Source organism: Campylobacter ornithocola (genome assembly GCF_013201605.1).
In the GTDB taxonomy this organism is placed as follows: domain Bacteria; phylum Campylobacterota; class Campylobacteria; order Campylobacterales; family Campylobacteraceae; genus Campylobacter_D; species Campylobacter_D ornithocola.
This window is the reverse complement of sequence record NZ_CP053848.1, coordinates 74,059-86,116: the sequence shown is the minus strand read 5'-3', so window position 1 is coordinate 86,116 and position 12,058 is coordinate 74,059. Positions and strand designations below refer to the sequence as shown.

General features: G+C 30.9%; 12 protein-coding genes and 1 pseudogene. 3 read left to right on the top strand and 10 right to left on the bottom strand.

Annotated elements, in window-relative coordinates:
• The first annotated feature begins 5 nt into the window (after positions 1 to 5).
• From CORN_RS00460 to CORN_RS08735, 3 genes and pseudogenes are all read left to right on the top strand, one after another.
• A complete protein-coding gene (locus CORN_RS00460) occupies positions 6 to 926 on the top strand; it encodes a cytochrome-c peroxidase (protein WP_066007753.1) in 921 nt (306 codons plus the stop codon).
• Positions 910 to 1,581 (top strand): annotated as a pseudogene (locus CORN_RS08740) (DAHL domain-containing protein); the annotation flags it as partial. The gene CORN_RS00460 and the pseudogene CORN_RS08740, both read left to right, overlap by 17 nt.
• 483 nt (positions 1,582 to 2,064) lie before the next feature.
• Entirely contained in the window at positions 2,065 to 2,712 is a 648-nt protein-coding gene (locus CORN_RS08735) for a methyl-accepting chemotaxis protein (RefSeq protein WP_410689932.1), read from the top strand.
• A 16-nt stretch (positions 2,713 to 2,728) separates the two neighbouring features.
• Here CORN_RS08735 and map read toward each other — a convergent pair whose 3' ends face one another.
• From map to rplO, 10 genes are all read right to left on the bottom strand, one after another.
• Positions 2,729 to 3,484, bottom strand: coding sequence for a type I methionyl aminopeptidase (map, locus tag CORN_RS00450; protein WP_066007749.1), 756 nt, complete (start codon positions 3,482 to 3,484; stop codon positions 2,729 to 2,731).
• Between the two features lie 90 nt (positions 3,485 to 3,574).
• Positions 3,575 to 4,942 carry an L-serine ammonia-lyase gene (locus CORN_RS00445; RefSeq protein WP_172663959.1) on the bottom strand — a complete coding sequence of 456 codons (1,368 nt, stop codon included), beginning with the start codon at positions 4,940 to 4,942 and terminating at the stop codon, positions 3,575 to 3,577.
• Between the two features lie 11 nt (positions 4,943 to 4,953).
• Positions 4,954 to 6,237: an aromatic amino acid transport family protein gene (locus CORN_RS00440; RefSeq protein ID WP_066007850.1), complete on the bottom strand. Its 1,284-nt coding sequence runs from the start codon at positions 6,235 to 6,237 to the stop codon at positions 4,954 to 4,956.
• Between the two features lie 426 nt (positions 6,238 to 6,663).
• Positions 6,664 to 7,215: a ribonuclease HII gene (locus CORN_RS00435; protein WP_066007742.1), complete on the bottom strand. Its 552-nt coding sequence runs from the start codon at positions 7,213 to 7,215 to the stop codon at positions 6,664 to 6,666.
• Positions 7,216 to 7,217: 2 nt separating this feature from the next.
• Positions 7,218 to 7,688, bottom strand: a complete 471-nt coding sequence (locus CORN_RS00430; protein WP_066007740.1) for a DNA-deoxyinosine glycosylase — start codon at positions 7,686 to 7,688, stop codon at positions 7,218 to 7,220.
• 54 nt (positions 7,689 to 7,742) lie between these two features.
• The gene (locus CORN_RS00425; RefSeq protein WP_012660833.1) at positions 7,743 to 8,390 is read right to left on the bottom strand and encodes a ferritin family protein; all 648 of its coding nucleotides are present in this window, start codon (positions 8,388 to 8,390) and stop codon (positions 7,743 to 7,745) included.
• 82 nt (positions 8,391 to 8,472) lie between these two features.
• On the bottom strand, positions 8,473 to 9,504 hold the full coding sequence (locus CORN_RS00420; RefSeq protein WP_280642207.1) for a type II asparaginase: 1,032 nt from the start codon (positions 9,502 to 9,504) through the stop codon (positions 8,473 to 8,475).
• 115 nt (positions 9,505 to 9,619) lie between these two features.
• On the bottom strand, positions 9,620 to 10,360 hold the full coding sequence (gene murI, locus CORN_RS00415; protein WP_066007738.1) for a glutamate racemase: 741 nt from the start codon (positions 10,358 to 10,360) through the stop codon (positions 9,620 to 9,622).
• 43 nt (positions 10,361 to 10,403) lie between these two features.
• Entirely contained in the window at positions 10,404 to 11,666 is a 1,263-nt protein-coding gene (gene secY, locus CORN_RS00410; protein WP_039617165.1) for a preprotein translocase subunit SecY, read from the bottom strand.
• Entirely contained in the window at positions 11,666 to 12,058 is a 393-nt protein-coding gene (rplO, locus tag CORN_RS00405) for a 50S ribosomal protein L15 (RefSeq protein ID WP_039617163.1), read from the bottom strand. The genes secY and rplO overlap by 1 nt, the downstream gene beginning before the upstream one ends.

The following is a 12,058-nucleotide window of genomic DNA, read 5'->3' as shown; positions in this document are numbered from 1 at the left end:
TAATTATGAAATTTTTTATCATTTTAATATGTTCTTTTTTTCCTCTTCTAGCATTAGAAATGATTACTCCTATACCTGATAACATACCTTACAATAAGGAAAAAGCTTTGTTGGGAAAAAAACTTTACATGGATACAAGCTTATCAAAAGATAAAAAAATATCTTGTAACACTTGTCATGATATTACTAAATTTGGAGTAGACAATAAAACTTTTTCTACAGGTGTCAATGGAATACTAGATGAACCATTTCATACATCTACAAATTTTAATGCGGTTTTTAATCTTTCACAATTTTGGAGAGGTAATGCAAGAGATCTACAAGAACAAGCTAAACACCCTATAATTAATCCTAAAGAAATGGGACTAAAAGATGGAGATGAAGCCGTTGAAATAATAAAAAATAATCCTAACTATGAAAAAGAATTCAAAAAGTTATATGGTGAAGTTACTTTTGATAATATAGCTGATGCTTTAGCTGAATTTCAAAAAACGCTGCTTACTCCAAATTCACCTTTTGATCGTTATTTAAAAGGAGATAAAAGCGCCATAAGCGAACAGGCAAAAAGAGGGTATGATGCTTTTTTATCCAATGGTTGTATAGCTTGCCATCAAGGACAAAATATAGGTGGAAATATGTATCAAAAAATGGGAGTTTTTGTACCTTATGACAATGGAACAAATTGGCAAGGACGTTATGAGATAACAAAAAATCCTAATGATAAATTTGTAGTTAAAGTTCCAAGTCTTAGAAATATAGCTAAAACTGCTCCTTATTTTCATGATGGTTCTATGCCAACACTAGATGCTTGTGTACAATTTATGGCCTACTATCAACTTGGAAAATTTTTAGAACAAAATGTAGTAGATGATATAGTTGCATTTTTAAATTCTTTAACAGGGGAATATCATGACTTGCTCAAATAAAAAAACTTTTTCTTTTTTAAAACAATTTATTGCTCTATCTGCAGTAGTTTTGATATTACTTTTAACTTTAACGTTGTTTATATTTAATACTTATAATACTACAAAAAGAAATTCTCTTGTTATGGGTTCTTTTCAAAAACTTGAAATTCTAGATACAAAGTTAGATGAAATTTTTAAAAATAAACTTAATCTGCAAAATTATGATATTAGTGTTGCTTTAGTGCAAGATTTTGAAAATACTTTAAATATTTTAAAAAGCAATGATATTGACACATCAAAAATAGAAATGATTTTTCAGAAAAAAAACACACAATTGCAACATTTTAAATCTGCAAATTCTATTGCTATAAACTCTAAACTTTATCTTTATGAACTTCAGCAAGAAATAATCAAACAAACCAACAAAATAGCTTTAAATACGCAAGAAGCTAAACAAATAGAATATACAGGAGATATTTTAAGTATTATAGGAACTATGGATATTTTAGAACCATTAGCACAAAACAGACTGCAAAATTTAGTGAATAATCTTAATATGAAAGATTCACAATTACCACATGAATTATTAGATCTTTTCAACACACACTGTAAAATGATCATTAATCAAATAGCTATTTTAAAAGAAAATTCTCAAGCTTTTTTAGAGCAAGAATTACAAAAAGAAATTGTTTCTCATAAAAATTTAATTGCACAAGAAATTAATCTTAATAACAAATATAATCTTTATACTGCTATAGGAATTTTCTTATTTATCTTAGCTGTATTGGTATTTTTTATACTACTAACATTAAAAAAGGTGATTATACCTATATCTTTGCTAGAAAAATTAAGTGCGAATTTGGCTGGAGAGCATGCAAATCTAAGTGCAAGATTAGATATTGATAAAAAAAGCGAATTAGCTATAAGTGCTGGTTATATCAACTCTTTTATACAAATCGTTCAAAATTCTGTTTTAGAAGCTATACAAACTGCGAATTCAAGCCATAAAAGTTCACAAAAACTTTCTCAAAATGCTGAAATTTTACAGCAAAGTTCTCTTTTGCAACACGAACAAATTTCTAATGTGCATGAAATAAGTTCAGTTTTAGAAAGCCATATAGACTTAACTCAAAATTTAGCCAAAGATACCATAAAAGATATGTATGATATGCAAGAAGTTATGGGAGAAGTTGAAACCACTTTAAAAGAATTAGTTGAACTTATATTACTAAGTGGAGAGAAAGAGCAGAGTGTTTTAAGTGCCATGGATATGCTAGTTCAAAGTGCTGATAGCATTGTAGAGGTTACTACGACTATTAAAGATATAGCGGATCAAACTAACTTACTAGCATTAAATGCTGCTATTGAAGCTGCACGTGCAGGTGAACATGGACGTGGCTTTGCTGTTGTTGCTGATGAGGTTAGAAATTTAGCTGATAAAACTACAAAATCTTTAGTTGCTATAGAAACTACTGTGAGAACCATAGTGCAACAAATCAATGACAATAAAAGTCTGATGGACGGAATTCATCAATCCATGAATGATACTTCCAATAAAGCTAATATTTTACAAGGTGAAGTTGGAACTTCTATAGAAAAACTAAAGACAAGCATTCATTCTACTAAAATTATGGAAGAAAAAAGTGATGAGTCAAAAGCTAAAATGAATGAGCTAGAACAAAACATAGAAAAAGTAACAGAACTTGCAAATTGTGTTAAAAATTACTCGCTTGACCTAACACAAATTTCACAAGATGTCTTAGAAAACGCTTCTAAACTCTCAGAAAAATTAAAAACATTTGAGTAAGAAAGATCAAACTTTCTTACTTAGATAAAATATCTACCTTGCCATTTATAATAGCAACACAATGCTCATAATGAGCTGCATTTAAACCATCTTTGCTTCCTGCTTCCCAATTACCTTTTAAATGTACCGGGGTGCCATCTTTTTGACATACCATAGGTTCTATGCAAAATACCATACCATTTTTGATTTTAGGTCCACTTTTTGCACTAGCACCTGGTTCTAGATAGTTTGGAATTTCAGGCTCACCATGTGGCTTTTTACCTATACCATGTCCACAATAACCTTTCAAAGGCACAAAACCTCTTTTGGTAATAAATTCACCAAGCTCATACGAAAGCTCTTTAAAACGCATACCCTCTTTAATAATATCTATAGCATAATACAAAGCATCTTTAGCACAAGCGATCAATGCTTCATCGGTAGCTGAAATTTTACCTATAGGAATTGTCCTTGCTGCATCTCCATAATATCCATCTATACAAGTACCTACATCAAGCCCTAAAATATCACCTTCTTTTAAAATACGCTCATCACCCACACCATGAATACAAGCTTGATTAAGTGAGATACAAATACTACCTGGAAAACCATACAAACCTTTAAAAGATGGTTTTGCACCATGATCAAGTATAAATTCTTCTGCTTTAATATCAATTTCTTTTAAGCTCATACCTGGAACTATAATACCCTCTAGATAATCAAGCGTTCTAGCTACAAGCTCATTTGCTTTGCGTAGTTTTTCTATTTCTACTGGTTTTTTGATTTCTATCATTTATATTTTCCTTAAAATTTTTAAAAATTTAGCATTTATGCGCTTTTAAAAGCTTTAAGGATAAAACCTTAAGTTTTAAAACTTAAGGTTTTAACATACACTTGTAAGATTAGTAGCTAAGCCACCTAAAGAAGTTTCCTTGTATTTTGAGTTCATATCTTTGCCTGTTTCATACATGGTTTTTATAACCTCATCAAGACTTACTTTTGGAGTTGATTTTCTACTCATTGCCATTCTAGCAGCTGAAATTGCTTTAATCGCACCAAAAGCATTTCTTTCTATGCAAGGAATTTGTACTAAACCACTTACTGGATCACAAGTTAAGCCTAAATGATGTTCCATTGCAATTTCTGCAGCATTGCAAGCTATTTTTGCATCAAAACCCATTACAGTAGCCATAGCTCCTGCTGCCATAGAACTTGCACTGCCAATTTCAGCTTGACAGCCGGCTTCAGCACCACTTATACTTGCATTTTTCTTATAAAAAGAACCTATTAACATAGCAGTTAGTAAAAAATTAATAGCCTTTTCATCATTAAAACCAACCGTATGATTTTTAAGATAAAGCATTACAGCAGGCACAACAGCACATGCGCCATTAGTTGGAGCAGTTACTACTCTAGCTCCACTTGCATTTTCCTCTGCAATGGCAATAGCATACAAAGAAATAAAATCAATAATCCCCAAAGGATCACTTGTCATAGCCAAACGCTCATTAAGTCCTTTAGCACGGCGCTTTAAGTGTAAATTTCTTGGAAGAAAATCTGAACTTGGATGAATACCATTATAATAAACCTCTTGCATTACTTCCCAAATTTCTAAACAATAAGCTCTAATTTCTTCTTTGGTGTGAAATTGAAGCTCATATTCATAAGAAAGTTTTGCTAGATCCCATGATCTTTCTTCACAAATTTTTAAAGCATCACTTGCATTGTTAACATCAAGTTCTAATTTAGTATGTTTTTGCTCACAAGCCCCATCTTTGTGTTTTTGAAGCTCAGCTTCACTCATAACAAAACCACCACCCACTGAATAATAAATTTCTTCAGCAATGATTTCTCCATTTTCATCATAAGCGCTTACTTTTAACCCATTTTCATGTAAAGGTAAAAAGTCTTTTTCAAAAATCAAATCTTTATCATAATCAAAATTTAATTCTTTTTGAGCATTTAAAACCAAAATTTTATCTTGTAAAATTTTATTAAACACACGATCTTGCAAAGCAGCGTTGAGTTCTTTTGCTCTTAAGCCACTCAAACCCCATATAATAGCCTTATCACTTAAATGGCCTTTACCGGTAAGCGATAAAGAGCCATAAAGTCTGATTTGAATTTTTGTAATCTGTGTGATTTTATCTTTAATCTTTTCACAAAACATATTCCCTGCTAGCATTGGTCCTAAAGTATGAGAAGATGAGGGACCAACACCAACTTTAAATATACTTAAGTTACTACTCATTCATCAGCACCTTAAAAGGTATAAATTACAGTGATAATTGTCAAAACACCTGTGATAAACACAAAAGCATCTAAAGCTTTATTTTGGAATTTTTTCATTTTAGATACAGTGTAAATTGCAATCATAGGCATTAAGAATAAGATTGCAGCAATAATTGGGCCACCTAAACTTTCAATAAAACCTAAAATACTTGGATTTACATAAGCAGTAATTAACATAATAATATACATTACCAAAGTTGAATAAACTGCGATTTTTTTCAAATCAGGATTTTCATTACCTGCTAATTTGCAACATTTTCTAACTATACCATAAGCACCCTCTCTAGCACCAAAATAATGCCCAAAGAAAGAACTAGAAATTGCTAAAAATGCAATTAATGGACCGCCATAAGAAATAAATGGATTATCAAGTTTATTAGCAAAATAAGAAAGTACAGGTATATTTTGTGCCCTAGCTTCAGCAAGTTCAGCAGGAGTTAAAGAAAGCACGCAAGATACCACAAAAAACATAACAAAAGCAAGCAACATTACTGAAGTTCTAAATAACACTTGATTTGCTTTTTGTACTGAATTTTCAGGATATTGTCTTTTTACACTTAAAGAAAAAGTAGAAATAGCTGGTGAGTGATTAAATGAAAACACCAAAACTGGCAAAGTTAGCCATACTATAGTGATAAATTCTTTTGTTCCAGGAATAGCGCTAAAACTTTCAAATGACCATTGTGGGATAAGATATAAAGAAAATAAAAATAAAATAGCACACAAAGGATACACAAGCCATTCGCATACTTTAGTGATCAATTCTTCACTAAAAAGCATAATAAGCATAAAAATACTTACTAAAACAAAAGCAAAAAGTGCTCTATAAAAAGGAAGTAAATTAGCTACAGTTTTTCCTTGCTCATTTACGCTTGTTTGATACATAGCGCTAATTGCACTTGCAAAAGAACCGTTTGGATCTAAAAGCGGTAAGAATTGATTATAAGTAAAACTTTCAAAAGTATTAGTTATACCCACACAATATGCTAAACAAATTGGGAAAATTGCAAAGAAATAAAGGATAGAAATAAAAATACTTACTTTTCTACCAAAATACTCCTCAGCTGCATGAGTAATATCTTTATCATTACCATTTGCTTGGCATACAAAACGACTTAAAGCCCTATGACTTAAATATACCATTGGAAAAATAATCAAAGCCATTACAACAACTGGCCAGAAACCACCAACACCTGCCTTAATAGGTAAAAATAAAATTCCAGCACCAACTGCAGTCCCAAAAAGAGAAAGCATCCAACGCGTATCAAAAGAATTCCACTTAAGATTATCCACATTTTCTCCTTGAAAAAATAATAAAAAAAGCTTTTTCCTAAAAAACTTTTTGTATTATTTCACAAATATGCCATTGAGTATTTTAACTTTCACTTAAAACAACCACCACTTCATTAAATTTTGAAGTAGTTTTCTATCATAACAAACCAAATCATACATTTATTCATAAAGTAAGACATAATTCTTTTTAAAATATTTTCTATTACTATAATAGAAAAAAATTAATTTTTCTTAAAATATATAGTAATTTCAACTAGTATTATAATTTTTAATAAATAATTATTAAAAAAAACATTTTTTGATTATATTTTTTTATCTTAAAAATATTATTTTTATTATCATCAACAAAAAGTAAAATTTAAAATAAAAGTGCAAAAAACGCGCAATTTAATCAAATAAACTTTTCTCAAAACACTTTAACATAAAACTCTTACGGTGTAAAGATGAATAGCCAAAAATTTTGATTTTTTCTATATGAATTTTTGTCCCATAGCCTTTGTGTTTATCAAAATCATAATTTTTATACAATTTAGAAAAATAACACATTTTTTGATCACGACTAACCTTAGCTAATATACTAGCAGCAGAAACTTCTTGAATCTTCATATCAGCTTTTATCATTGTTTTAATACCCAAAACACCATAATTTAAATTTCCATCATATAAAATCTCATCTTGATCAAAATGTTTTTTTATAATCTTTAAGCCTAGTTGCAAACATTGACTAAGTCCTAAGGTATCAATTTGCAATGGTGAAAAAGCGAGAATTAAAAATTCCGAATGCATAAGAATTTGTCTGTATAACTCTTCTCTTTTTTTTGCGCTTAATTTTTTAGAATCAGCCAAACCATCGATATTTTTAAAAAGCTTACAAGCACCCATATGCATATCTCCAGCTAAAGCCCCACGACCAGCCTCATCTACTCCAACCAAAGCCACTATTATTCCTTTATAAAGGCATATTTTTCTACTAATTTTTCTAAAGAATAACTCATATTAGCAGGGGAACTTGAGGGAAGTTCAAAAAATTCTAGCTCTGGATAAAATTTGGCAAAATATTTGCTTGCTACTTTACCCAATACACAAATTTTTTCTATATTTGCTTTATGCAAAATAATGTTTATATCATTTGCCTTGACATAAGAAATAGTTTTATCATCTGAATTTTTTATCTTACAACTTGCTATGATATCCCAAAGTGCTATATGATTTTCTTTTAGAAAAACTTTTTGCTCTTGCACTGTTTTCAACTCACATTCAAATAAAATTTCAAAAATACACCAAAAACGATTCTTATTATGCTGATAATAAAAATTTTCTTCTCTTGATTTAATAGATGGAAAAGAACCTAGTATCAAAATTTTTGAATTTTCATCAAAAAAGGGTTCAAAGGGATGTGTTAAAATTTGCATATTAAACCTTGAAAAAAATAAAATATTTTATCATTTTTATCAAGGTTTTTAAAATTATCCTAAAAATTCACGTTTGAAGTATTCTTTTGGAGCTTTGCATAAAGGACAAGCATTTGGTGCTTTTTTACCACGGTGTATATGCCCACAAACTTCACAAACCCATAATTCTTCTACTTCTGAGTTAAAGAAATCTTCTTCTTCGAGCATTTTCTTAAGTGCTAAATACTCTCTTTCATGCTCAATTTCTACTTTACCTATAGCCGTAAATAACCTTGCTATATTTCTTTTTCCCTCATCTTCTGCAATTTTTGCAAAATTTGGATACATAGTAGTATGCTCATAATTTTCACCCTCTGCTGCACAAATTAAATTTTTAGCAGTTTCTTCCAAAGCTTTGCCATCTACTAATTCATGATAAGCTTTAAACTCAGCTCTTGCGTGCCATTTTTCATTTTCTGCAGCTTCTCTAAAATGTTTTGCAATAGCATGCCAACCTTCTTCTTGGGCAATATCTGCAAATAAATCATATTTATTTCTTGCCATAGACTCACCTGCAAAAGCTTTCATTAAATTTACAGCTGTTAAATCTTTGGTAATACATTCCATTTCTTGACCACAACAACTAAGCTTTCCACCACCCACATTTTGCACTTCTACTTCATTACCACATTTTTGGCATTTGTAACTTTCATATTGTTTCATTTAATATCCTTGTAATTATAGTAAGTAAGATTTTGTAAGAAATCCACCCAAATGTTATTTTAGCATTTGGGTGTTAAAGATTTTAGTATTTTAAGAAATATTCTTGAATTTTCTTAGGATCACTTGTTTTAGTTAAAGCAAGCATTAATAACACTCTTGCTTTTTGAGGACTCATATCACCTGTATCGATAAAGCCAAGTTTTGCATCAGCATCACTTACTGCAACTCTGCCAGCTACCACGCGTGAGCTTACAGCTACATTAAGACCTTTTTTAAGCAATTCTTTCAATACATCTTTTTGATAATCATGAATACTACCAGCACCTGTTCCAGCTACAACTATACCTTTAGTTCCATTTTCAAATAAAGCTTTTGCTGCAACACCACTACCATCATTTGCATAACTATAAAGAATATCTACTTTCGGTAATTCTTTTAGCTTGCTAACATCAAATGGAGATTTTTTGGTGTGTGATTTTGTATTAGTATTATAGAAAAATGCTTTTCCATCTACTATATAACCCATATCACCCATATCAGGCGAACTAAATGCATTTACATTTAAACTATGAGTTTTTGCTACACCTCTAGCACTTTGAATTCTATCATTCATAGCCACCATTACACCTTTGTTTTTCGCTTGCGGATTTGCTGCTAATGCAACAGCATTGTAAAGATTTTTAGGACCATCTGCACTAATTGCGGTTGATGGACGCATTGCACCAACCAAAACAACTGGCTTATCGCTTTTTACTGTTAAATTTAGGAAATATGCGGTTTCCTCCATAGTGTCAGTACCATGGGTGATTACCACTCCATCTACATCAGACTTTAAAAGCCTATTAACTTCTTTAGCAAGTTTTAACCAAATTTCATTTGTCATATCTTTGCTATCAATATTTGCGATCTGATCTCCACTAATTACTGCTAGATCTTGAATTTGAGGCACTGCTTTAATCAAAGCATCAACTCCTAAAACTCCAGCTGTATAGCCTGTAGTTGCTACTGAGCTATCAATCGAACCAGCAATAGTTCCACCTGTAGCCAAGATCGCAACTTTTGGTTTTGCTTCCAAAATTCCTGCTCCTAAACTTAGCGCCATAGCTGCACACATTAACATTTTTTTCATGTTAGTCCTTTCGTTGGAAATGATAAAGATTATAATGCAACTATGTTTAAATAAAAATAAATTATTAATATATAAATAACTTTAGTAAATAAATATTAATTTAAAGCCATAAATTTGCAATTTTTTTTAGTTTTTCCACATCACTTGATGCATAAAATTTAATATTAGCTTCTTCTTGTATTGATATTAAGTCAAATTCGTGCTGTAATTGCAAAGCTATAGCCTCACCTGAATGAATAAGTCTTGTATTTTTACCAAAATATTCTGCTAAAGAATGAGCTATTAAAGGAAAATGTGTGCATGCTAAAATTAATGCATCAGGATGAAATTTAAGCTTGTCAAAATAATACTTAAAAGCGGCTTTTAAAAACTCTCCTTGAAAAATTCCTTCTTCAACCATAGGCACAAAAAGTCCTGTTGCTTTTTCTTCTATTTTTAAAAAACCTTCTTGTATTAAAGCTTTTTTATAGGCATGAGAATTAACCGTAGCTTGAGTTGCGATAACTAATATATTAGAGTTTTTATCTTCTAGGGAATTTTTAACCGCTAAGACTCCTGCTTCTATCACTCCAAGAACTGGAAATGGTGCATTTGCCTTTAAAATTTCTAAAGCATGTGCACTAACTGTATTACACGCAATAATAAGCATATCGACTTTTTTTTCTTTGAAAAATTCTAAAGCTTCTAGGGAAAATTTAATAATAGTTTCTTTATCTTTAACCCCATAAGGCACCCTTGCAGTATCCCCATAATAAATGTATTCTTTAAAAAGTTTTGCTTGAAGTAAAGATTTTAAAACGCTAAGACCGCCTACACCGCTATCAAATACACCTAGTCTCATCAAAATCCTTTAAACAAAGGAAGAAAGTAGAAAATCTACTTTCTTATAAGCCTACTGCACTTAAAGTTTGGTATTTATTCATATAAATTTGAGCTTCAATTTTTCTCATTGTATCAAGCGCTACTTGAACTACAATCAAAACAGAAGTTCCACCAAAATAAAAAGGCACACCAAACAACTTCACAATAAGCCATGGTAATGTAGCTACAAGCCCTAAATAAATAGAACCTGATAGTGTAAGTCTTGATGCTACCTCATTAAGATAATTTGCAGTTCCTTCACCTGGTCTAATACCTGGTATGAAACCACCTTGTCTTTTAAGATTTTCAGCTATATCTTTTGCGTTAAACACAATTGATGCATAAAAATACGCAAAGAAAATAACAAGCAAGAATGTTAAAAAATGAAAGAAAAATCCGTTTGGATTTAAAAAGTCATAAATTTTTAACACATATTCATTTGTACTTGTTTGCAAAATAGTACTTGGAAACATCAAAATCGCACTTGCAAAAATAGGAGGAATTACCCCACTTAAGTTGATTTTAATAGGTATATAATTCATAATGCGTTTGTTTTGATTTTGCATAATTACTTTTCTTGAGTAAGAAATAGGAATTCTTCTTTCTCCAAGTTCTACTACTATAATAGCCCAAATAGTAAGTAAGATTACAACTAAAATGGCAATGATAGTCAAGAAATTCATCTCACCTGTATTTACCAAATTTACTGTTCCGCTAATTGCACCTGGAATTGTAGAAACAATACCACCAAAGATGATTAAAGAAATACCATTTCCTATACCGCGTTGAGTGATTTGCTCACCTATCCACATCAAGAGCATGGTGCCTGCGAGCATAGAAATAGCAGAAAGTGCGATAAAAGTATTCATATCAATCATAATAGCTGACTGACCTGCTTTTCCATGAAGACTTTGTAAGCCTATAGAAACGCCTATACTTTGTATCAAGGTGATAGCTATAGTAGCATAACGGATAATTTGCATATATTTTTGCATACCATCACGTTCTTTTTTCATTTTTCCTATGTTAGGAAAAGTTGCCGCTAAAAGCTCCATAATAATCGAAGCAGTAATATAAGGCATAATGCCTAGAGAGATGATGCTAAGTCTTTCAGCAGCACCTCCACTAAACATATTAAACAAGCCTAATGCGTTAGATGCATTAGAATCAAAAAATTCCTTGATAACACTGACATTAACCCCCGGAACTGGAACATAAGCTAGTATTCTATAAGCGAACAAAAAAGCTAATGTTATGAGAATTTTATTTGTCAATGTTTTATTCATTATTTTTGTCCGCTAAAAGTAATCTTCTCATCTTTAATTTTGCTAGCAAGATCCTTAGCACTTGCTCCAATAAGCTTGACTTTATTTACATTTTTTGAAAGCTTATGAATGCTGTTGATTGTTTCAAATGTAATTTCACTAAGCTCTTTGATTGCTGTGATTTTTTCAACATTAATCACATAAGGTTTTTCAAATTTAGAAGTAAAACCTACTTTTGGTAAGCGTCTTTGAAGTGGTTGTTGACCCCCTTCAAAACCTCTTTTTTCATTATAACCTTTTCTAGCAGTTTGGCCTTTTCCACCTTTAGTAGAAGTTTTACCCATACCACTACCTTGACCACGGCCTATTCTTTTGGTTTTATGTGTTGAACCTGGTGCTTTTGTTAAATTCAT